Origin of the sequence: Pantoea sp. AG702 (genome assembly GCF_003182295.1) — a bacterium.
GTDB classification, from domain to species: domain Bacteria; phylum Pseudomonadota; class Gammaproteobacteria; order Enterobacterales; family Enterobacteriaceae; genus Pantoea; species Pantoea ananatis.
Window position 1 is genome coordinate 331,647 of sequence record NZ_QGTU01000004.1, and the last position, 23,054, is coordinate 354,700.

Consider the following 23,054-nt stretch of genomic DNA (forward strand, 5'->3'; position numbering starts at 1 on the left):
CAGAGAAAAACAGAACGCTGCCCAGGCAGCGTTTTTTTTTAATCCCTCGAATCCCCCTAAAAATACTTGTTTATCAAAATAATAACGAGACATTATTAACAGACTCGTTATATTCTCAGACGCAAATATTCGGGCGATTGCGCACCAGTAAGTTTTATATTTTGATCAGGGGAAGCACTTCATGCCATTGTCGCGGGCGCTGATACGCCAGGCAACTTATCCTCGTCAAATCGCGTGGAATAGCGCGATTATTGGCAGTCTGTTTTTTTTGTTGTTAACCTCTGTTTTGCTCATCGAAACCCAACATCGTCGGGAAAGCCAACATAAACAGTTGCTCATCGACAGTAGTAACGACTTTCAACGTAGCGTCCAGACGCTTATTTCGGACACGCTTTCCCCCCTGCTTCCATTCGTTCAGTCAGAATGCTATATCGGTAATCATGAGTTAACCGCGCGAGCCGCGTTTGCCGGCGACATACGCGCCATTATTTTAGTTAAAGACGGCAACGCGTTTTGCTCTTCCGCAACCGGAAGCTTTTTTCAGCCGCTCAGCGCGCTCTCAGCCCGAACGGATAGCACACGTGACAGGGACATTCGGTTGTTGCCGGGTACGCCGATGCAGCCGACAAAGCCGGTGCTGGCCATCTGGATTAAGCAGCCCGGCACCCTTCAGTCCGGCATTTTTACGACATTGAATCTGAGCCTGGCAACGTATCAGCTAAAAGCGTCTTCTTACCCCGAAATCACCGGGATTGCCTTACTCGCCCATAAAACTGCCATGACCAGTTGGCAGCCAACGCTGGTACGAAATCGTCAACTCCCGCCGCCGCTAATGCAAACGCCCCTGGAAGGCCTTCCTTTCCAGTTTGCTCTCTACGGTTCAACGCTGTCAGCAAGTGACTATCAGACCATCATGCTGAGCAGCCTGCTGATTTCATTAATCGCCAGCTGTGCCTTTTGGTTTTTGCTGACCCGCTTTCAGCGGCCTGGCAAAGAGATCACCCTGGGTATCCGACGAGGGGAATTTCATGTCGAGTATCAGCCTTTAGTTTCGGCCCAGGATGGCAAATCTTATGGTATGGAGGCACTGCTACGCTGGACACATCCTTCGGGTGAAACGGTCCCACCCGATATTTTTATCAGCTATGCTGAAGCACAACGCCAAATCGTCCCCCTGACCCGACACCTGTTTGAACTGGTCGCCCGCGATGCACATCAACTCCGTGATAGCCTGCCCAAAGGAACCTGCATCAGCGTAAATATTTCCCCTCTGCATCTCAGCGCCTGCAGTTTTCGTGACGATGTCCTGTACTGGCAGGACAATATGCCTCACGATCATTTTCTGTATGTTTTTGAAATTACCGAGCGCGCAGTCGTCGAGAACGCGAATGCGGCCGAACTGTTTCACTGGCTACAACAACGAGGCATTAAAATCGCGGTTGATGATTTTGGCACCGGGCACAGTGCATTAATCTATCTTGAGAAGTACCATTTTGATTACCTGAAAATCGATCGTGGATTTGTGCAAAGTATCGGAACGGAAACGATCACTTCGCCGGTGCTGGATACGGTGTTACAACTGGCTAAACGGCTCAATCTGATGAGCGTGGCCGAGGGCGTTGAAACCGACGAACAGGCCAGTTGGTTGATCGACCGCGGCGTCACCTATTTACAGGGCTATTTTTATAGCCGTCCGTTACGCCCGGAGCAGATCAAAGACTATTTTCAGCGTCAAAACAGGTAACCCATGCTTTAATTGCCGTAGATTATCGCTGCGGTGCAAGACACTCACAGGAGAGAACATCCCTTATGCAGCTCCGCTTCGCCCTTCTGCTGCTGTGTAGCTTGCTTACCCTTCCGCTGCACGCTTCCCCGGTTCAGACAAGCTACGCGTTTGCTCAGGTTGGGACGCCAAAGTATGCGCAAGACTTCAGTCACTACGACTATGTGAATCCTGCCGCGCCCAAGGGCGGCAAGATCGTCTTGTCCGTCATTGGTACTTACGACAATTTCAACCGCTATGCCTCACGTGGCAATCCCGGTGCCGGTACCGGGCCCCTGTATGACAGCTTATTCACGACGTCGGACGATGAAACCAGCAGTTATTACCCCCTCATTGCGGAATCTGCTCGTCATCCCGCGGATTTCAGCTGGATGGACGTTACCCTTAATCCCCGCGCCCGGTTCCAGGATGGTTCACCCATTACGGCGGAGGATGTGGCCTTTACCTTCCAAAAGTTTATGACTGAAGGGGTTCCGCAGTTTCGGATATTTTATCGCGGCGTCACGGTCACCGCCCTCAACCGCCAGACCGTGCGTATTAGGTTACCGGCCCCGGATAAAGACCTGATGCTGGGATTGCTGACGCTACCGGTGATCTCCCAAACCTTTTGGCAGACGAGAAAATTTAACGAGCCGCTCAGCCAGCCCCCCTTGTCGAGTGGGCCTTATCGCATCAGTAAGTGGAAGCTGGGCCAGTTTATTGAATTCAGTCGCGTGAACGATTACTGGGCGGCGGATTTGCCGGTTAACCGTGGCCGGTTCAATTTTGATGTAATGCGTTACGACTATTACCTGGACGACAACGTGGCATTTGAGGCATTCAAAGCCGGGGCCTTTGATCTGCGGGAAGAGACGTCGGCAAAGAAATGGGCCACGCAGTATCTGGGGCGTCATTTCGACGATCGACAGATCGTGAAAGAAACCACACCGAATACCGCCTCAATTGATACGCGCTGGCTGGCGCTGAATAATGAAAAAGCCCTGTTTAGCGATCGTCGGGTCCGGCAGGCGATGGCGCTGGCTTTCGATTTTGAATGGATGAATAAAACGCTTTTCTATCAGGCTTTTAAGCGCACAGGCAGCTATTTTCAGAATACCCACTATGCCGCACGGGGCCTGCCCGATGCCGCGCAGCTGCGCATTCTGACGCCGTTCACAGCACAGTTACCGCCTGAAGTCTTCAGTGAAACCTATGTGCCGCCACAAACTGACGGCAGCGGCTACGATCGCACCAACCTGCTCAAGGCAATGTCCCTGCTGAATCAGGCGGGCTGGCACATCAGGAATCAGCGCCTGATTAATGATAAAACCGGGCAGCCCTTTAGCGCAGAGCTGCTGCTGCCCGCAGGCGCAAACAGTGAATGGGCGCTTCCTTATCAACATAATCTGGCGCGGCTGGGTATCACGTTAACGCTACGCCAAATTGACAGCTCGCAGTACCTGCGCCGCCTGCGCAGTGGTGACTATGATATGGTCAGTAATCTTTATCATGCGATGCCAACCCCCTCACGCAGTCTGCAGGCCAACTGGCAATCGGACTATATTCAGTCCTCCTGGAACACGGCCAGGGTCAAGGACCCCGTTGTCGATAGCGTTGTGAAACAGATCATCGCCCATCAGGACGATGCGGACGCCTTGCTGCCGTTGGGCCGGGCGCTGGACCGTATTTTACTGTGGAATGCGTATATGATCCCGATGTGGTACAACGCCGAGCAGCGACTTGCCTTTTGGGACAAATTTTCCCATCCTGCGGTTAAACCTGCCTACAGCACAGGTCTGGATAACTGGTGGTATGACGTGAATAAAGCCGGGCGACTGCCGGCCGACAAACGCTGAGGAGAGGCAGGTTGGCAAGTTACTTTTTACGTAGACTGTTACTGATTATTCCTACCTTGTGGGCCATCATTACGCTCAACTTTTTTATTGTACAAATTGCGCCGGGCGGCCCGGTCGATCAGGCGCTGGCGAATATCCAGTTTGGCCAGACCAGCGGGCTGCCTGGTGCGGGCAGCGGTGAAGGCGGCGGCACCCAGGCCAGCCTGCATCGCGTCACGCCAGGGGATAATCAATACCGCGGCGCGCGCGGCCTGGATCCGGAGGTCATCGCAGAAATTGAGCGACGTTACGGCTTCGATAAACCTATCGGGGAGCGCTATCTCACCATGCTGTGGAACTATCTGCGCTTTGACTTTGGCGACAGCCTGTTTCGCAGTGCTTCCGTATTGCAGTTAATCAAACAGAGCCTGCCCGTCTCTGTCAGCCTTGGCCTGTGGAGTACCTTAATTATCTACCTGGTCTCCATCCCGCTGGGCATTAGAAAGGCGGTGCGTAACGGCAGTACCTTTGATGTCTGGAGCAGCACCTTCATCATTATTGGCTACTCCATTCCGGCGTTTCTGTTTGGCATTATGTTGATTGTTCTGTTTGCTGGCGGCAGCTATTTTGACTGGTTTCCGCTGCGCGGTCTGACGTCTCCACAGTTTGATTCGCTGCCTTGGTACGCCAGGGTAACCGATTATCTCTGGCACATTGCGCTACCGGTACTGGCGACGGTGATTGGCGGTTTTGCTACCTTAACTATGCTGACCAAAAATGCATTTCTGGATGAGATTCGCAAACAGTATGTGGTCACCGCCCGGGCTAAAGGCCTCTCAGAGCGGCGCATTCTTTACCATCATGTGTTTCGCAACGCGATGCTGCTGGTGATCGCCAGCTTTCCCGCCACCTTTATCAGCATGTTTTTTACCAGTTCGGTATTGATTGAGGTGATGTTCTCTCTTAATGGCCTGGGCCTGCTGGGTTTTGATGCGACGATCCAGCGCGATTATCCCGTGATGTTTGGCACCCTGTATATTTTCACCCTGATAGGTTTGCTGATGAATATCCTCAGTGATTTGACCTATACCCTGGTGGATCCCCGTATTGATTTTGAGGGCCGGTGATGCATCTTTCTCCCCTAAATCAGCAGCGCTGGCAGCGCTTTCGTCATCACCGCCGTGGCTACTGGTCGCTGTGGATTTTTCTGTCTGTCTTTATGCTTTCCCTGTGCGCGGAATTCATTGCCAATGATAAACCGCTGCTGGTGCATTATCAGCAGCGCTGGTACGCTCCGCTGTTTTTTAACTATAGCGAAAGCGATTATGGTGGCCCGTTTGCCACGGCAGCGGATTATCAGGATCCCTGGTTGCAACAGCGCATTGAAAATCACGGCTGGGCGCTTTGGGCACCCATCCGTTTCGGTGCCAACAGTATTAATTTCGCTTCTCAGGTGCCCTTCCCTTCGCCGCCCTCCCGGCAGAACTGGCTGGGCACGGATGCCAACGGCGGCGATGTTATGGCGCGTCTGTTATATGGTCTGCGCATTTCACTCCTGTTTGGGGTGCTGCTGACGCTGTTTTCCAGCGTGATTGGGATCGTCATCGGTGCCATACAAGGCTACTTTGGCGGCAAGGTGGACCTGATAGGTCAACGCCTGATTGAGGTCTGGTCCGGGATGCCCTCGCTGTTTTTGCTGATCTTGCTTTCCAGCGTGATTCAGCCCAGCTTCTGGTGGCTGCTGCTGGTTACCGTGCTGTTTGGCTGGATGAGTTTGGTCAGCGTCGTACGTGCCGAGTTTCTGCGTACCCGTAACTTTGACTATATTCGGGCCGCGCAGGCGCTGGGCGTCAGTGACGGACGTATTATGCTGCGTCATATCCTGCCCAACGCCATGGTGGCAACCCTGACCTTTCTGCCTTTTATCCTGTGTGGCTCTATCACCACCTTAACCTCGCTCGATTTTCTCGGGTTTGGTCTGCCCATCGGCTCTCCCTCTCTGGGAGAGCTGCTGCTGCAGGGGAAAAATAACCTGCAGGCCCCCTGGCTGGGTTTATCGGGCTTTTTTACGCTGGCGATTCTGCTGTCGCTGCTCATTTTCATTGGCGAAGCCGTGCGCGACGCCTTTGATCCCAGTAAAGGAGTCTGAATGAGCACCCCGCTGCTTGCTGTTAACCATCTCTCCGTCGCCTTTCGTCAGGGCAAACAGCTGTATCAGGTGGTGGACGATGTCTCGCTGCGTATAGAGGCAGGAGAAACCCTGGCCCTGGTAGGCGAATCCGGTTCCGGAAAAAGCGTTACCGCCCTGTCGATCATGCGGCTACTGCACGCGTCCGCCGTCGCCTATCCTCAGGGCGAAATTCTGCTGGCAGGCGAAGACCTGCTCAAGGCATCGGCGCAGCGACTCCGCGGCCTGCGGGGTAATCAGATGGCGATGATTTTTCAGGAACCCATGGTGTCACTCAACCCTTTGCACAGTATTGAAAAGCAGCTATATGAAGTGCTTTCTCTACATCGCGGCATGCGACGCGAGCCCGCGCGAGCGGAAATCCTGCGCTGTCTCGATCGCGTGGGTATTCGCCAGCCGGCCTCTCGCCTGAACGCTTTTCCACATCAGCTCTCCGGGGGCGAGCGCCAGCGTGTGATGATCGCGATGGCCCTGCTGACCCAGCCGAGGCTGCTGATTGCCGATGAACCGACCACCGCGCTTGATGTCACCGTTCAGGCGCAGATCCTTGGCCTGCTGCGCGAACTGCAACAGGAACTGAATATGGGCATGCTGTTTATTACCCATAACCTGAAGATTGTTCGCCAACTGGCAGACAGCGTCAGCGTGATGCGCTCTGGTCGGGTGGTTGAGCATAACGCCGGCCAGCGCCTGCTAACACAGCCTCAGCACGCCTACACGAAACAGCTGCTGGCAGCCGATCCGGAAGGTCGTGCCGTGCCGCTCCCTGCGGATACGCCGGTTATTCTTAAGGTGGACAACCTGCGCGTCAGTTTTCCCCTGCGTCAGGGCCTGTTTAAACGTAAAACAGGCGAAAAAATTGCAGTAGAGAATCTTAGCTTTAGCCTGAAACGAGGCGAAAGTCTGGGGTTGGTAGGCGAGTCAGGCTCAGGTAAAAGCACCACCGGTATGGCGTTGTTGCGTCTTATTGCCGCTCAGGGGGAGGTCTGGTTTGACAATCAGCCGCTGCATCAGCTGTCGAGAAAAGCGCTGTTGCCGCTGCGTCGCCGCATTCAGGTCGTTTTTCAGGATCCTAATTCTGCGCTGAACCCCCGAATGACGGTTCAGCAGATCGTTGCCGAAGGTCTGGCCGTGCATTATCCACACCTGAGTGCCGCACAACAGGACGAACGGGTTAAAGCGGTCATGACCGAGGTCGGGCTGGACGCGGAAAGCCGCCATCGCTATCCAGCTGCGTTTTCCGGCGGTCAGCGTCAGCGAATCGCTATTGCGCGCGCCCTGATTCTTGAACCGGAGCTGCTGATACTGGATGAGCCAACCTCCTCACTCGACCGCTCCGTACAAAAACAGATTCTGACGCTGCTACGGGGATTACAGCAGCAGCGTCAGCTGAGTTATCTGTTTATCAGTCACGATTTGGAAGTGGTGCGATCGCTCTGCCATCAGCTCATCGTACTGCGTCAGGGCGAGGTCGTTGAACAAGGCGACTGTGAGACACTCTTTGCCACACCTGCACAGGCTTATACCCGCGAGCTGCTCGGCTCCGTTTCGCTCAGTGACCGATGAAGGTTTCCGCAATCGCCACGCCTTGATTTTTCAGGCAGCAGTTCGTGGCGCTCTCATCACAACGGCGGATAAAAAGGCAGGGCTGCCCTTCGCACTCAGCGATTTTGCCGTCAACCTGAATGGCGGCCAGCATGTCTTTCAGTTCCCGCAGAATCTCCCATGCCGGAACACCATCATGGCTTATCAGCCGGAGCGCAATAACGTCATGCTCTTCTGAGCCCGCATCGTCGGTTTCAATCACGGCATGACGATCGCTAATCCAGCGAAACCGCTGCGGCAGGCGATGCACAACCGAAAGTTGCAACATAATGATCCCTATCTCCAGAGAATGAAGCGCAATTCACAACCAATGATGTCAGCCTGCAGAGTGGGTAAAGTCTGCTTAACGCGCCGATCCGCAATCGCCCGGTAGAGCAAATTTGCGAGTTAAATCTCACTTTGGGCTATATGTACCGCGTTTAATGATAACTAACAATCATTTTAGTCCCAATACGATTACTTTATTTGCTATTTTTTTTCACAAATAAGAAACATTTTTGACTAAGCGGAAAAAGAGGATGGCAGACGCCCGCTTAGCGGGCGACGGTACGCGGACGTGAGGCGTAGAGAAATAACGAAACGGAGATTGTCGCGCACAGTGCAATGGTTCCCACCATGGGCCAGGCACTGTTGAAGCTGAACAGGGAGAGCAGCGCCCCCGCCAGCGCACCCACGCCAAAACGCAAGGTGCCCGCCAGAGAAGAGGCCGTACCGGCCATATGCGGAAACTCATCAAGGATAACCGCCATAGCATTTGACGACACCATCGACACGCAGCCGATGAACATTGCAATGCCTAATACCAGCGGCAGGAACCCCAGATCGAAAGCGCTGACGATCAACAGCCAGATGCCCATAGCAAACTGCACCAACAATCCGAAGCGAAACAGGACCACGGGGCCAAAACGGCGCACTGCCCGGCTGTTAATCAGCGTCATGATGAACAAAAACACAATATTCAGACCGAAGTAGTAGCCAAAACTCTGCGGTGAAATGTGATTCAGTTCGATGTAAACAAAGGGGCCAGCGTTGAGAAAGGTAAACAGCCCCGCAAACGAGAATCCGCTCGATAACATATAGCTGAACGCGCGCTTGTGGCGAAACAGGATAACGAAGTTACCCAGCGTGGTGCGCAGGTGAAAGCGCTGTCGCTGCTCAGGTTTAAGGGTTTCGCGAATCTGGGTTGCCACCAGCACAGTGGTGATAACCGCCGCTATCGACAGCGTCCAGAAAATGGCGTGCCAGCTCCAGACTAACAGCAGCCAGCCGCCGATGATGGGCGCCAGCAGCGGTGCAATGGTGGTAATCAACATGACGAACGACATCATGCGCGAGAAGTCTTCTTTCGAGTAACTGTCACGCATCAACGCATTGATCACGACGCTGGCCGCCGCTGCCGCCAGACCGTGTAAAAAACGCATCGCAATCAGTTGTTCAATCGACTGCGAAAGTGCGCAGGCTGCCGCTGCGCAGGCAAATATCAGGGTGCCGAGCGTAATCACCGGCTTGCGGCCATAGCTGTCGGCGAGCGGACCGTAAATCAACTGACCGATGGCAAAACCCAGGATATAAAGATTGAGCGTCATCTGAACGCTACCGGCGGACACGGCAAACTGGCGCGCAATTTGTGGCATTGCAGGCAGATACATATCTATCGACAGCGGCATCAACATCGCTAACAGGCCGAGGATGACGACCAGCCCCATTGGCGAATTCTTTTCCTTACGCACCAGGTTTCTCGCTATTTTTGTTTAAGTTCATCCGGTAAGCCAATGCTGGCTATCTCTTCTTCCGTTAACGGGCGGTATTCACCCGGTTCCAGCGCCTCGTCCAGCACAATCTCACCAATGCGCTCGCGGTGCAGGCCAACGACCCGGTTACCCACGGCTGCAAACATGCGTTTGACCTGGTGATAGCGGCCTTCGCTCAAGGTCAGCAGCACTTCCGTGGGGGTGATGACCTCAAGCTGAGCGGGTTTAGTCAGGCTTTTTTCATTATGCAGCTGCACCCCGGCGCTGAACTGTGCGGCCGTGTCATCGCTCACCGGCGCTTCCAGCGTTACCCGATAAGTTTTCTCACAATGGTGGCGCGGTGAGGTAATGCGATGTGACCACTGACCGTCGTCCGTCAGCAGGACTAAACCGGTGGTATCAATATCCAGCCGGCCTGCGGCATGCAGCTTAAACGCCATCGGTTCTTCAATGAAATAGACGATGGTGGGATGATCGGGATCGTCCGTTGAGCAGACATAGCCCTGAGGTTTGTTCAGCATAAAGTAGCGCGGCCCGGTCTGCATCTGCAATACATTGCCGTCATACTCAACCTCATGATCGGGCTGGAGTTTGAAAGCGGTGTCGCGCACCACATCACCGTTAACGGTAACACGTTGACCACGGATTTCACGTGCGGCGATGGCACGGCTGATTTCCAGTTGCTGAGAGATGAATTTGTCGAGTCGCATGAATTCGTTTTGCCTGTTACTGCGGAGGGAAACTAAAACGGCATTTTTAACCGTTGAAAAAGTAGGGGAAGTATAGCCTGATCTGCGCCTCGCTGACAGCGCGTTTATTGTGGATTCGTGGCATAATTGCGGCAGGTTTTACAAAAGTGAACAGCATGTCTTTTACCTTACGCCCTTATCAACAGGAAGCGGTCGATGCCACCCTCGCCCACTTCCGTCGTCATCCTGAACCTGCCGTGATCGTTCTGCCCACCGGGGCCGGAAAAAGCCTGGTGATCGCCGAGCTGGCGCGCCTGGCTCGAGGTCGGGTGCTGGTGCTGGCGCACGTCAAAGAGCTGGTGGCGCAAAATCACAGCAAGTATCAGGCTTACGGACTTGAGGCTGACATCTTTGCGGCAGGATTGCAGCGCAAAGAAAGCCAGCGGAAAGTCGTGTTCGGTAGCGTCCAGTCTGTTGCACGTAATCTCAGCCTGTTTGACCGCGCCTTTTCGCTGGTGATTGTTGATGAGTGCCACCGCATTGGTGATGACAAAGCGAGCCAGTATCAGCAAATTTTCAATCACCTGCGCCAGCATAATCCTCAGTTGCGTCTGCTCGGCCTGACCGCAACACCGTTTCGCCTTGGCAAAGGCTGGATCTACCGTTTTCATTATCACGGTATGGTTCGGGGCGACGAGCAGGCCCTGTTTCGCGACTGCATCTATGAACTGCCCCTGCGCTATATGATCAAGCATCAGTTTCTGGTGCCGCCAGAACGGCTGGATATGCCGGTGGTTCAGTATGATTTCAGCCGCCTCACCGCTCAGGCAAATGGCCTGTTCAGCGAAGCCGACCTGAATCGGGAACTCAAACAGCAGCAGCGGGTGACGCCTCATATTATCCAGCAGATTGTGGAATTTGCCGAGGATCGCCACGGCGTGATGATTTTTGCCGCCACCGTCGAACACGCGCGCGAAATTTTGGGCCTGCTGCCTGAAAACAGCGCGCTGGTGTCGGCAGAAACTCACGCGAAAGATCGGGATGCGCTAATCGCGGCGTTTAAAGCCCAGCAGCTTAAGTTTCTGGTCAACGTTGCGGTGCTAACCACCGGCTTCGATGCGCCGCATGTGGATCTGATCGCGATCCTGCGCCCTACCGAGTCAGTCAGCCTGTATCAACAGATTGTCGGGCGCGGTCTGCGCCTGTCGCCCGGCAAAAAAGACTGCCTGATTCTGGACTATGCCGGTAATCCTCACGATCTGTTTACGCCTGAAGTGGGCGCACCGAAAGGGAAAAGTGACAATCAGCCCGTGCAGGTATTTTGCCCGGCCTGCGGCTTCGCCAATACCTTCTGGGGCAAGGCCACGAGCGATGGCATGGTGATTGAGCACTTTGGCCGGCGTTGTCAGGGCGTACTGGAAGACGACGACGGCGGGCGCGAGCAGTGTGACTACCGCTTTCGGTTTAAGAACTGCCCGGCGTGCAACGCGGAAAACGACATCGCCGCGCGCCGCTGCCGCGAATGCGACAAGATTCTGGTCGATCCTGACGATATGCTTAAAGCCGCGCTGAAGCTGAAAGATGCGCGCGTTCTGCGCTGCGGCGGCATGACGCTGGAACAGGGCCGCGACGACAAAGGCGAATGGTTGAAAGCCACCTATTTCGATGAAGACGGCACCAGCGTCAGTGAGCGGTTTCGTCTGCAAACGCCCGCACAGCGCAAGGCGTTTGAGCACCTGTTTATGCGCCCGCATCAGCGCGCGCCCGGCGTGCCGCTGGGCTGGCAAACCGCCGCCGATGTGCTGGCCCTGCAGCCTCTTCTGCGCCATCCCGATTTTGTAGTGGCCCGTGCCAAAGGCCAGTTCTGGCAGATTCGCGAAAAGCTGTTTGACTACCAGGGGCGCTTTCGCCGCGCTAACGAACTGCGCTAAGCCTTATTAGCGTTTGCCCCTGTAGGGGATTACCGCTATAATGCCGCCCGCTTTTGCATGTGCATAAGCGGTGTTGAATAACCCTTCTGTTACTGGGTCGCCTGTAGCAGAAATCATAAAGAGACGTATTAATGTTCACTATCAATGCAGTAGAACGTAAAGAGCAGGGTAAGGGTGCGAGCCGCCGCCTGCGCGCAGCAAACCGCTTCCCGGCCATCATTTATGGTGGTTCAGAAGCCGCTGTTGCTATCGACCTCGACCACGACCAGGTGATGAACCTGCAAACCAAGCCAGGCTTCTACGAAGAAGTGCTGACTCTGGTGGTTGACGGTAAAGAAACCAAAGTTAAAGTGCAGGCTGTTCAGCGTCATCCGTTCAAGCCAAAACTGCACCACATCGACTTCGTTCGCGCTTAATCGCCGAATGCGTTGAAAGTAGAAGGGCCGGTTGCGAAAACGGCCCTTTTATTTTGCCTGTTATCCGCCAGAACGCCGGATCGGGCAGATGCTTATTTACTGCTGGTGCGGCGTTGCAGCTGCTCACGCAGGTTAGGCGGTGTTCCTTTGATGGTCAGCGTATCGGTGACCGGATCCCAGAAAATGCGCTCGCCAAGCAACAGGGCATCGAAGTTCAGGGTCAGCCCCCCACCGCTACCGGCAAACTTGGTTAACTGACGTAACGTACTGCGATCTGCCGGGAAATGCTCTTCCAGGTCATAGCCCTGCTCCTGAGTAAAGGCTTCAAACGTCTTTTCACCCAGTGGCGGCAGCTCACCTGATAACGCTTTCAGCGCGATCTCTTCCCCAGCCTGAAGCTGTTCATTACAGTAGCTGTAAACCTGCTGACGATAGTTTTGTCGTTCATTCTTATCCAGATTCGACTCGTCACAATAGTCATCTACCGCCTGTAACAGCCCCCGGTTCTGCGCCTTGGTATCCAGTCCGACTTCCGCCCCCAGAAAATCCATGAAGAAATCAGAAACTTTTCGCCCTACCCGTCCACGCAGGAAGGTGAGGTAGCGCGTCGATTCAGGGCTGGTTTCCCACTCGGTAAGATCGATTCGTGCCACAATATCGGCGTGATTGATATCCAGATAGTGGGTACTGCTGATATCCATCTGTTCGTTGACGCGCATACTCGACTGGCTGTTTAACACCGCCACCAGCAAGTATTCTACCGCCAGATAGCGGTACTGGATAAACAACACCACGCCGCCTTCGGCGAACGGATATTTTGCCAGTTCATCACGCAGGCGTCCGGTAGCAGCCCGGCTAAAAGCGAGAAAATCATCGTTACCCTTGCGGCAGTTGCGCAGTGCATCTGCCAGTTCGCTTTCAGCATTAAACAGCCCGTAAGCTTTACTTTTTGCACTGTATACACGGTGCAGCTCTTCCACCATCGCCTCGACGGTATTGGTGGCCGGCAGTAACGAATCACGAAGCACCAGCTCTAACTGATTTTCATCACGTTTGATTAACTGGTGCAAGGCAATCTGGTCGATATCCAGACTCATGGTAAACTCTCCTAATAGCACAGGCGCGTATTCAAACACCGCCAGCAGCAGCTTTCAACTCCATGCACAACCCGAACACCGCGCTTTCGATAAATTTGCGGAAAAAAGTGCGCTGTTCCGGTACTATATCGCCTTTTGAGACGAGATAAGTTTTCGCTATGCCACAATCATCCCGTTACAGCGACCAACGCGTTGAACAACTCCTCGCGGAAATGGCGCAGGTTTTGCAAAAAGACCAGGCGCCAACCGACCTTTCCCTGATGGTACTGGGGAACATGGTAACCAATCTGATCAACAGCGATGTTGCTCCCGCGCAACGCCGCTCTCTGGCCCGTTCTTTTGCTGATGCCCTGCAGGCGTCGGTAGACGACAGCGCCCATTAATTTGCTAATCTGACGTCAAACTATGGTAACCAACCGACAGCGCTACCGCGAAAAAGTCTCCCAGATGATTAGCTGGGGACACTGGTTTGCCCTGTTCAATATCTTTTTCGCGCTCATTCTGGGTAGCCGCTATCTGTTGGTTGCCGACTGGCCTGCCTCACTGGCTGGGCGCATTTATGCGTACAGCAGCTGGATTGGTCACTTCAGCTTTATTGTATTTGCCGTTTATCTGCTGATTATCTTCCCGCTGACGTTTGTCGTGATGTCGCAACGTCTGATGCGGGTGATTTCGACGGTGGTCGCCACCGCCGGTTTGACACTGCTGATGGTCGACAGCGCCGTCTTTAACCGTTTCCATTTACACCTTAATCCGGTGGTGTGGGAACTGGTGATTAACCCCGATCAAAGTGAGATGGCGCGCGACTGGCAGCTGATGTTTATCGGCGTGCCGCTCATTTTTCTGGTGGAGATTCTGTTTGCCACCTGGAGCTGGCAGAAGCTGCGTAGCCTGAACCGCCGTTCGTTTGGTAAGCCGCTGGCCGCCCTTTTTATCAGCGCCTTTTTTGCCAGTCATTTGATGTATATCTGGGCGGACGCTAATTTTTATCGCCCGATCACGATGCAACGTGCGAATCTGCCCCTTTCTTATCCGATGACCGCCCGTCGCTTTCTTGAGCGTCACGGCTTGCTGGATGCGCAGGAATATCAGCGCCGTCTGGTGCAGCAAGGCGATCCTGAGGCTGCGGCAGTGCAGTATCCGCTCAGCGATATCACCTTTGCGGACAAAGGCTCACGCGATAACCTGTTGGTCATTACGGTGGATGGTCTGAACAGTGCCAGTGCCGATAACGCCCTGCCGGCGTTGAACCAGTTTGCCAGCCAGAACGTGCGTTTTACCCAGCATTTCAGCGCCGGGGACAACGCAGAAAAAGGCCTGTTTGGCCTGTTCTACGGCATCTCCCCGAGTTATATGAACGGTGTTCTGGCACAGCGGACGCCGTCTGCCCTGCTTACTGCACTGAGCACCCAGGGCTATCAGTTTGGCCTGTTCTCGTCAGAGGGTTTTAGTCAGCCGCTGTATCGTCAGGCGCTGCTGTCCGACTACTCTCTGCCCCCCAGCGAGGAGCAGCCCAATGCCAGCACCGTTTCACAATGGCAAAGCTGGCTGAGTGCCCAAAAAGGCGATGGTACGCCCTGGTTCTCCTGGGTGGCGCTGAACGGCCCAAGGGTGAGCGGTGATAACGACAAAGCACGTCAGCGAAGCTATATGCGGCAGGCTCCTGCCCTCAATGAACAGATTCAGGCCATCCTTACCACACTGCAACAACGTGACTTACTGAAAAACACCGTGGTGGTCATTACCGCTCAGCATGGTGTGGCGCTGGATGGCAATCCGGACAACGAAGGCAATCGCCAGACCTTGCAGGTGCCACTGGTTATTCACTGGCCGGACACGCCCGCGCAGGCGGTGACTCGGCTTTCCGATCATCAGGACGTGATGGTGACCCTGATGCAGCGCCTGCTGCATGTGCGCACCAATCCGGTCAACTATACTCAAGGTGAAGATCTGTTTGCTGCTCAGCGTCGTCATGACTGGGTCACCAGTAGCGAAGATAATAAGCTGGTCATTACCACGCCTAAAATCACGCTGGTGCTGAACAATAACGGCAGCTACCGTGCTTACGACGCCAGTGGAAATGTGCTGAAAGATCACAAACCGGAACTCGCGCTCTTGTTGCAGGTGCTCACAGAAGAGAAACGTTTTATCGCTAACTGATTAATAATGAGGCAGTTAGTTGCCTGATCGCTTGCATTCGTGCAGAGAATCAGTAGACTAGCTTTCCAAAGTTCGGCACGTAGCGCAGCCTGGTAGCGCACTGTCATGGGGTGTCAGGGGTCGGAGGTTCAAATCCTCTCGTGCCGACCAAATTATCCCTTAAAAAACCAACCTTTACGGTTGGTTTTTTATTGCCTGCGATTGGTGAGGGTAAAACAATGGTAAAACCAGCCATCATTTTGCTGTGATCAGATATCAGAAGCGCGTGGCATGAGACAACGCCGCTTCGCACATCATCGTCCAGTACATTTCTGCCCTCGTGCCCCAAAAACGTCCCACGCCCGCACCCAGCAAAAGCGCAGGCTCTAGCGTCAAGATGCCAAACGGCGTCAACGTCTTTGCCGCAAACGGACCGCGCTTTGTCATTGAAAACAGCGTCATGACAAATTCCCTGCGATATCTACAGGACCATCGGTTTACTGCTACGTATCTTGTTATCGTAACCTCAGGATGCCGAAGAGGATCTCAAACGCGAGATCACGTTTGATGATGAGCCTGGCCGTCAACAGGCGACGCCAAAGCCAGCAGTGCAAAGCTGGCAAGCCAGTGGCCGCCGCTGTAATGGCTGCCCACCACGTGAGGGAGACTGGCTGTCAGATGCCGCTCGGCTGCGGCCTGAAGCAACGAGACAGCGGGATGAGCGTTTGGCAATGCAACAGCAAGATGCCTAAAGCACCAGGCTCTGCTGAGATTCAATCCGTCAAGATGTGTGATGGTGGGATCGGTACGATCGCTGACCTCTGCAGGCTGCATCAGCGCGGTCTTACTGGCGATATCAGGTAGAAATGCATCGAACCAGTTGGCGAAGTTAACGGTGACTTTACTCATTAACATGGCTTCCGTTAATGCACCAGAAAGGTATTCGTCCCCACCGGGTTCATAATGTGCTGGATAATCAGTGTCCTCGCGGTAAAAACGTTCTGCGACATTAACGATGACGTTTTCCAGCAAGCTGTCCTCTAAAGTGCGTGCGTAATCCAGTGCTAACATCAGCGCGAAGGCAGAATTGGTATGGGTCCCGACCCGAATAGCGTAGGTCAGCTTACTGAAGTAGTCGATAAAGCGACTGCGAATGTCCTGCGTCAGTGGCTCAAGCCTCTGATACCACTGCGCAGCCTGCGGCAAGGCAGATTTTTTCAGCTCCCCGGATAAGCCAAGCAACCATGCATAACCGTAAGGACGTTCGAACGCCGTGCGAAACGGTACGGTAAAATAAGCACGTTCCTGCGCGATATTTTCTTCAGTAAAATGCGCATGAAAAACAGCAATGATTTCATCACGGCATGACAACGTGGGATAAAGGCTCAGGGCACGGAGCAACAGCCAGTAACCGTGTACCGCAGAGTGCCAGTCGTAGCAGCCATAGAAAACCGGATGCAGTACACGTGGCGACAAGGCATCACTGTCATCAAGCATTAAGTGTACAAGATGACTGGGATATTCCTGGCGCAAATAGGTTAATGGCATCCGGGCAAATGCATCAGTCCAGGATGGCGTTAATTTCATCATCATTCCTTACACGAGAAAGCGTTAACCGTCTCAAGATTCCCCTTACCGCCAGTCAGTGACGGCAGGTTCATTTTTGGCTTAAAACACATGATTGCTGCGGGCTCTGGCGCGTCCGCAGCGCGCGCAAACGCTGGCATCGACATTTGAACAGCGGTCAGCCCACCCATAGCGTCCGTCAAAGCGACAAGCGCCACAGACCGGTTTCGTCGGATGATGACCTCATCGCTGGCGCGTACCGCCAACGATCAGGTTATCCACTTTAAGCGTGGGTTGCCCTACGCCCACTGGAACATTTTGTCCCGATTTCCCGCAGGTGGCGACGCCACGATCCAGGGCCAGATCGTTGCCAACCATGCTGATCTGCTGCAGCGTTTCCGGTCCCTTTCCGGTCAGCGTGGCGCCTTTAACCGGTGTTGTAATTTTGCCGTCTTCGATCAGGTAGGCCAGCGCGCTTTGAAAGCTGTATTGGCCACTGACGATATCCACCTGTCCGCTGCCCAGGTTGGCCAGATATAATCCACGTTTAACAGACGCAATGATCTCCTCAGGTTCATACTGGCCATTACGCATAAAGGTGTTTGTCATGCGCGGCATAGGAAGATACGCGTAGGACTGACGTCGGCCATTGCCAGTGGGGGGAAGTTTCATCAGACGGGCACTCAGGCTGTCATGCATATAACCTTGCAGAATACCGTCTTCAATCAATGAGGTGCACTGCGTCGGGTGCCCCTCATCATCTGTATTGAGCGAACCCCGGCGCCCCTGTAGCGTGCCGTCATCGACGATATTCACCCCAGGTGGTGCAACTCTCTCTCCGATGCGCCCTGCGTAAACTGAGGTACCCAGCCGGTTATAGTCACCTTCAAAGCCATGCCCCATCGCTTCATGCAACAACATGCCGGGCCATCCGGCGGCAATGACAACAGGCATTCCGCCGGACGGGGCCGCAACCGCCTCTAAATTTATCAGTGCTGAATCCACCATCGTGCGTAAAGTCTGTTGCAGCACCTGATCGTTGAACATGTTGAAATCGCCGCGCCCACCTATGCCGGTCGTGGCCGACTCACGGACGCCCCGCTGCTCGACGATGACGCTGACCTGCAACAGCAGCATCGGACGAATATCTGCAGCCTGATAAAAATCATGGCGCAGAACATAGTTAACCGAATGGGACAATCGAAGGCTGGCCGTGACCTGAATCACCCGTGGGTCAAGCGCACGAGTCATTTGGTTGATTTTTTCCAGCAGACTGATTTTCTCTGCCGCCTCCCATGCCACTAAGGGATCGCGGGAGCCGATATGCGTTGACTCGGGCCGGGCTTTAACAGGTTCAGGCAGGGCGAGACAGCAATGCTTAGCGATGGTCCGTACCGATCGCGCGGCTTCGCGCAAATGTTTGAGATCAAGATGCTGAGAATAAGCGAAGGCGGTCTGATCGTACTCTACCGCACGCAGGCCGAACCCCTGATCGACATCAAACGATCCAAAGTTCACCACGCCATTTTCCATTGCCCAACTTTCATGGCGAAGACTCTGCACATATAAATCGGCGTAATCGACCCGATGGACGAGAATCCGTCCCATGATGTCCTGTAGCAGGGCATCGTTCAGGCCGTAGGGTTCCAGCAATTGCTGTTTGGCCTGTACCAGGCGAGTGGTTGTGCCTGTTTGACTCATAGTAAAACTCCTTTGGCTCAGCGTCCTGCCACCTGAAGGTTATCAATTAATACAGACCCGGAAGTCAGTGCGCCCTGGGTTATCACGTCAGTCCCGATAGCCACAATGTTGCGGAACATTTCGGCCAGGTTACCCGCCACCGTAACGCCATCAACGGCGTACCGTATTTGCCCGCCTTCAGCCCAAAAACCCCGCAGGCTTCGCGAGTAATCACCGTTAATCAACCGTGGCCCGCCGCCGCTGAAACTGGTCACGATCAGCCCGGTATGAAGTTTTTTTACCATCGCGTCGAAATCATCGCCCTTCTGCGTCAGGCTGCTGGTCAGAGACAGGTTTCCCGGCCCCCAGCCATTCCCGGTCGGAGCCATATCAAGATGGCGCGCGGCATAAGCCGAGAGGAAAAAACCCGCCAGAATCCCCTGATTAACGATCTTGCGGGTTGTGCCGCCGATACCGTCGCCGTCGAATGACCGGCTGGCGAGCCCCTGCGGCGCGAAGGGATCTTCAGTGACGCTGACGTGGTCGCTGAAAACCGTCTCGCCCAGTCTGTCAGCGAGGAAGCTGTTACGGTGATACAGCACGCTACCGCTGGTCGCCTGAACCAGATGGTCAAGCAAAGACAGCGCACATTTAGCGTCAAACAAGACCGGACAGCGCTGGCTGCCCTGAAGCGGGGCAGTATCCAGCGCCGCTATCGCGCCATTTCCAGCCCGGCGTCCGATCTCTTCCGGTGCCATGAGTGACTGGGCGTGGCGGGCAACCGAGAAATGGAAATCCAGCAGGCTGCGATTCTGCTTACGGGCCAGCGCGCGGGCTGCCATCAGGTGATTGCTCTGGCGTTCGCTGCAGCTAAATCCATGACTGTTCATGATGAAGCAGTCCGAGTGCCCGGTGTGCACGGTAACACCGTCGCTAATGACGTCGTCACCCGCTGAAACAATCCCGGCCTCTATGCGCTGTGCCAGTGCTGTCGCATCGACTTCGTCGAGGTTCCAGGGATGCCAGAGGTCCAGTTCGTCCGATGCACGGCAAAGAAAGCGTGCCTCCGCCAGTCCGGCGAAACGATCTTCGCCGGTGTAACCTGCAATACGGCATGCGGCCTGCACCGTTTCACGCAGGCTTGCAGACGAATAGTTCGTTGAGCTGGTCGTTCCCTGATGATGACCTCGGTAAACGGTGAGAAACAGGCTGGATTGACTGGCGCGGGTGCGCGTTTTTAACCGGCCCTGACGCATTTCAAGTAGCAGTCCTGTGCTTTCGTTAAACATCACCTGCGCATCGGAAGCCCCTTCCTGCAAGGCCATCCTGATAACGCTATCAGCCAGGTCCGACAGCTGAACCCGGCTGTGCGCCAACGTATTTGCCATAGCGGCCCCCTGTTTATGCATCATTATTAAAGGTCCGGTGCCGCGGCAAGCAGGCGATTCAAAACCGTCTGCGATGCTGTGCTTATTGGCAGCGCAAGCTGCAACAGGTTTTGATGAAGCGCGTTTTCTTTACTAATAAATTCACCATTTAGCGACTTCCATTCTTCTCTGAGCTGGGCGATCTCCCCCTGAGTGAGCTTGCCCGTCGGCGTTTGACGCTCTTTCGCCATAAACCATCCCATTCGCTTCTCTGGTGTGGCGCGATCGTCGTCGCTCCAGCCTGAGTGGATTTGCATAATGTGGAAATGCGCCCAGTTCATATTTTTCGTGATGATGTCCCACCGTTCACCGTCGGTCGTAACAGGAAACGGTGAAAGATGTTGGATCAGCATGGCGACTATCTTTTCCAGCTGTCGGTCTGACGTTTGGAAGCCAGACAACAGGGAAGATGCCAGATTGCCAATATCGGCCCAGGCCTGCGGCGTCGTTTCGCGTCCAGCAAACCGGTCGGCGCACAGTGTTTGCCACTGCGCCAGTAGCGTTATTAGCTCGGGCGCACGCAGATGATTATCCCAGGGGAAGAACCCATCGCTCAGCCACCACTGCATAAACGCTGGCGGCACCAGTCGGTAATCTTTACCTGCCCGTAACGCCCCAAACAGGCCTTCCACCTGTTCCACCGTGAGATATTCACAACGGTCAAGCAGGCAGCCCAGTGCAGGGGAAAGCCCGGTGATACGTTCAAATGCATTACTGTCGGGTTGATGGACCATCGCCGCCGCAAGGGTGCCTTTACCCTCGATCCAGTAGCGACTCTGGCCCGTGGTAATCTCTCGCTCGCGGGCATGTCGCAGCACACGTGCCGCAATAAAAGCGAGCAGTTCGTCATCCCCATAGAAACTGCCCCATTCCAGACTTTCGTCCTGCTGTACGTGCACTGTGGGTACCGAGATGTTGACCTGATGGTTGGCAAGCCATTCGTTGAGCTGAGCCAGAGACTGAGCGCCCACTAACCGAACCGGGTCCTGAGCCGGGTTAAACAGCAATAAGGTGGGAATGCCCCGTACGCTAAAGCGCTGCATGATGGAAGGATATTTTTCGACATCAAGTTTGGCGACCAGTAAATGTCCCGCCGTGTTGCGGGCCAGCTTATCGATAATCGGCGACATCGCTCGGCAAGGCGCGCACCAGGGGGCCCAGAGATCGACGAGAACCGGTAACTGAGCATCGGCCAGAAAGACATCAAGCTCAAGATCGGTTAATTCAATGGATTTATGCGTCATAGTGTTTCCTTTGCAAGCGTTAACGCTCATTAACGGGCCGTGAGCGTGAGAATATGAGGGTGGAAGTGTTCAAGCTCTTTACGGTGTGCCACGCTGATAAGCGTACAGTTGGGCAACTGGTCGATAAGCGCCTGATAAAGTCGGTTTTCTGTCTGCGGATCGAGTGCGCTGGTCGCTTCATCAAGAAACAGCATTTCGGGTTTGTGCAACAGCACCCGGGCCATCGCCAGCCGTTGCTGTTCGCCGCCGGAGAGCACCTGCTGCCAGCGGTCAAATTGTGTTAACGAAGCGGCGTGAGCCTCCAGGCAGCAGTCAATTAACGCCTGTTGGCACTGCTGATCGGTAAAAACGTCAGGTTCAAGCGGATAGGTCAGCGCACTTTTTAACGTGCCTACCGGGATATAGCTTTTCTGGGGTAAAAAAAGCGTACGAACAGACTCGGGGGCAATAATAGTGCCTTCGCCATAAGGCCAGAGCCCGGCACAGGCGCGCAATAGCGTGCTCTTACCACAGCCCGAACGGCCGCGAATCACCCAGCGCTCGCCCGCCTGTACCTGCCAGTGCGGCAGATGGGACAGTAACGAACCATCTGGCTGCCGAAGCGTCAGGTTCTCGCACTGCAGGCGCGTCCCCTGGTGCTTCAGTAAAATCCCTGAGGGCTTATCGCGCGCTTTATTTAACGCCCAGAGCAGATCACGAAGTCGGTTGGACAGCGCCATCCAGTTGGTAAATGACTGATAAGCCTGTGGGAAAAAAGAAAGCGTGCTAAGCAAGGTTCCGTAGGCCATCGTGATCTGCGTCAGGCCGCCCATCGTTATTTTTCCCGACAGTAGCAACGGGAGTGCCAGCAGCGTGGGTAAGGGCGAAAATACCTGCGAAAAAAAGCTCTGGAAAAAGTTGAGTCTGAACGTCTTACGCATCATCAGCAGGGTATTGGCGCGCACCCGTTCAAAGCGCGAAAATAGCCGCCGCCGTTCACGCTCTCCACCTTCAAAAAAAGCAATTTGCTCGGCGTTTTCCCGAACCTGCATGCCAAGGAAACGAAAGTCAGCTTCCACCGTTTGTTTATTCATATTCACGCCGATCAGGACTTTACCCAGCCAGTGCGCCAGCGCGAGATGGGCAACAGAATACAAATAGACGACAATCACCATGTAACCGGGAATAGATAATGTCGTGCTGCCCAGGCTAATGGATAACGCGCCTGATAATCCCCACAGCACAATGGTGAAAGTGACCATGTTGACCAGCACATTAATAATGTTGGTCGATAAATTGATTGTGACGTCGGTAAAAAGATTGATATCTTCCGCAACGCGTTGATCGCTGTTGCTGATAACGTTGTCCCGTTCTAACTGATAATAAGCAGGATGTTCTGTCCAGCGTTCCACAAAGCGAGCGGTCATCCATGTCCGCCATCGCAACGTGAGATAGTTTATCGCCAGTACGCTTATCAAAGGCAATACCGTGGTTAACGCGCCGATAATCAGGCTTTCAATCATGACATTGCTGATTACCGGCCAGTTGAGTGCGACCAGTGCATCGGTTAATTTTCCGTGTAGCCTGTTCAATGCGACAAAGGCATAGGTCGTGGTAAAATTAATTGTCAGGATGACAGCCAGTAATAATATAGCGAGCCATTTCTCTGATGATATCCAGAAAGGATAGATTAATTGCCACGTACCCGGACGGTTATCATCCGATGGGATTTTATTTACCACGTT

General features: G+C 54.2%; 19 protein-coding genes and 1 tRNA gene. 10 read left to right on the forward strand and 10 right to left on the reverse strand.

The features are described from left to right. The first annotated feature begins 181 nt into the window (after positions 1-181). The 5 genes from DFO57_RS13825 (at position 182) to yejF (ending at position 7,351) form a co-directional block, all read left to right on the forward strand. On the forward strand, positions 182-1,744 hold the full coding sequence (locus DFO57_RS13825) for a cyclic di-GMP phosphodiesterase (RefSeq protein ID WP_089517179.1): 1,563 nt from the start codon (positions 182-184) through the stop codon (positions 1,742-1,744). A 65-nt stretch (positions 1,745-1,809) separates the two neighbouring features. Next, positions 1,810-3,618, forward strand: coding sequence for an extracellular solute-binding protein (locus tag DFO57_RS13830; RefSeq protein WP_110015430.1), 1,809 nt, complete (start codon positions 1,810-1,812; stop codon positions 3,616-3,618). Between the two features lie 11 nt (positions 3,619-3,629). Further along, positions 3,630-4,724: a microcin C ABC transporter permease YejB gene (locus DFO57_RS13835; RefSeq protein ID WP_015699894.1), complete on the forward strand. Its 1,095-nt coding sequence runs from the start codon at positions 3,630-3,632 to the stop codon at positions 4,722-4,724. Further along, positions 4,724-5,746 (forward strand): ABC transporter permease, encoded by a 1,023-nt coding sequence (locus DFO57_RS13840; protein ID WP_029569011.1) that lies wholly within the window; start codon positions 4,724-4,726, stop codon positions 5,744-5,746. The genes DFO57_RS13835 and DFO57_RS13840 overlap by 1 nt, the downstream gene beginning before the upstream one ends. Continuing rightward, positions 5,747-7,351, forward strand: a complete 1,605-nt coding sequence (gene yejF / locus DFO57_RS13845; RefSeq protein ID WP_022623421.1) for a microcin C ABC transporter ATP-binding protein YejF — start codon at positions 5,747-5,749, stop codon at positions 7,349-7,351. Here yejF and DFO57_RS13850 read toward each other — a convergent pair. From DFO57_RS13850 to rsuA, 3 genes are all read right to left on the reverse strand, one after another. Beyond that, complete coding sequence (locus DFO57_RS13850; RefSeq protein WP_013026453.1) at positions 7,338-7,658, reverse strand: hypothetical protein; 321 nt, start codon at positions 7,656-7,658, stop codon at positions 7,338-7,340. The genes yejF and DFO57_RS13850 overlap by 14 nt on opposite strands. Positions 7,659-7,923: 265 nt before the next feature. Then, positions 7,924-9,120 (reverse strand): Bcr/CflA family multidrug efflux MFS transporter, encoded by a 1,197-nt coding sequence (locus tag DFO57_RS13855; RefSeq protein WP_013026454.1) that lies wholly within the window; start codon positions 9,118-9,120, stop codon positions 7,924-7,926. An 11-nt stretch (positions 9,121-9,131) separates the two neighbouring features. After that, positions 9,132-9,851 (reverse strand): 16S rRNA pseudouridine(516) synthase RsuA, encoded by a 720-nt coding sequence (gene rsuA / locus DFO57_RS13860; protein ID WP_013026455.1) that lies wholly within the window; start codon positions 9,849-9,851, stop codon positions 9,132-9,134. Between the two features lie 155 nt (positions 9,852-10,006). On the opposite strand from rsuA, the gene DFO57_RS13865 reads away from it, so the two are divergent. Both DFO57_RS13865 and rplY read left to right on the forward strand, forming a co-directional pair. Further along, positions 10,007-11,761, forward strand: coding sequence for a DEAD/DEAH box helicase (locus DFO57_RS13865; RefSeq protein WP_110015431.1), 1,755 nt, complete (start codon positions 10,007-10,009; stop codon positions 11,759-11,761). Positions 11,762-11,892: 131 nt separating this feature from the next. Further along, positions 11,893-12,177 carry a 50S ribosomal protein L25 gene (gene rplY, locus DFO57_RS13870; protein ID WP_013026457.1) on the forward strand — a complete coding sequence of 95 codons (285 nt, stop codon included), beginning with the start codon at positions 11,893-11,895 and terminating at the stop codon, positions 12,175-12,177. A 92-nt stretch (positions 12,178-12,269) separates the two neighbouring features. On the opposite strand, the gene yejK is transcribed toward rplY, so the two are convergent. Further along, the gene (gene yejK / locus DFO57_RS13875) at positions 12,270-13,274 is read right to left on the reverse strand and encodes a nucleoid-associated protein YejK (protein WP_014605406.1); all 1,005 of its coding nucleotides are present in this window, start codon (positions 13,272-13,274) and stop codon (positions 12,270-12,272) included. 158 nt (positions 13,275-13,432) lie between these two features. On the opposite strand from yejK, the gene DFO57_RS13880 reads away from it, so the two are divergent. The 3 genes from DFO57_RS13880 (at position 13,433) to DFO57_RS13890 (ending at position 15,584) form a co-directional block, all read left to right on the forward strand. Then, positions 13,433-13,657, forward strand: a complete 225-nt coding sequence (locus DFO57_RS13880) for a YejL family protein (protein WP_013026459.1) — start codon at positions 13,433-13,435, stop codon at positions 13,655-13,657. Positions 13,658-13,679: 22 nt separating this feature from the next. Then, complete coding sequence (gene yejM / locus DFO57_RS13885; RefSeq protein ID WP_110015432.1) at positions 13,680-15,434, forward strand: LPS biosynthesis-modulating metalloenzyme YejM; 1,755 nt, start codon at positions 13,680-13,682, stop codon at positions 15,432-15,434. A 73-nt stretch (positions 15,435-15,507) separates the two neighbouring features. After that, positions 15,508-15,584: transfer RNA gene (locus DFO57_RS13890), tRNA-Pro, on the forward strand. A 105-nt stretch (positions 15,585-15,689) separates the two neighbouring features. Here the strand turns inward: DFO57_RS13890 and DFO57_RS13895 are convergent. The 6 genes from DFO57_RS13895 to DFO57_RS13925 all read right to left on the reverse strand — a co-directional run bounded on the left by DFO57_RS13895 (position 15,690) and on the right by DFO57_RS13925 (position 23,051). Continuing rightward, a complete protein-coding gene (locus tag DFO57_RS13895; protein WP_064352332.1) occupies positions 15,690-15,875 on the reverse strand; it encodes a hypothetical protein in 186 nt (61 codons plus the stop codon). 96 nt (positions 15,876-15,971) lie between these two features. After that, positions 15,972-17,000, reverse strand: coding sequence for a DUF2891 domain-containing protein (locus DFO57_RS13900; RefSeq protein WP_042678205.1), 1,029 nt, complete (start codon positions 16,998-17,000; stop codon positions 15,972-15,974). Between the two features lie 222 nt (positions 17,001-17,222). Then, positions 17,223-18,680, reverse strand: a complete 1,458-nt coding sequence (gene tldD, locus DFO57_RS13910) for a metalloprotease TldD (RefSeq protein ID WP_110015434.1) — start codon at positions 18,678-18,680, stop codon at positions 17,223-17,225. Between the two features lie 17 nt (positions 18,681-18,697). Beyond that, positions 18,698-20,047: a TldD/PmbA family protein gene (locus tag DFO57_RS13915; RefSeq protein ID WP_233255864.1), complete on the reverse strand. Its 1,350-nt coding sequence runs from the start codon at positions 20,045-20,047 to the stop codon at positions 18,698-18,700. A gap of 26 nt (positions 20,048-20,073) precedes the next feature. Then, positions 20,074-21,330: a co-chaperone YbbN gene (locus DFO57_RS13920; protein ID WP_110015435.1), complete on the reverse strand. Its 1,257-nt coding sequence runs from the start codon at positions 21,328-21,330 to the stop codon at positions 20,074-20,076. 29 nt (positions 21,331-21,359) lie between these two features. Beyond that, positions 21,360-23,051 carry an ABC transporter ATP-binding protein/permease gene (locus DFO57_RS13925; RefSeq protein ID WP_019106562.1) on the reverse strand — a complete coding sequence of 564 codons (1,692 nt, stop codon included), beginning with the start codon at positions 23,049-23,051 and terminating at the stop codon, positions 21,360-21,362. Positions 23,052-23,054 lie beyond the last annotated feature (3 nt).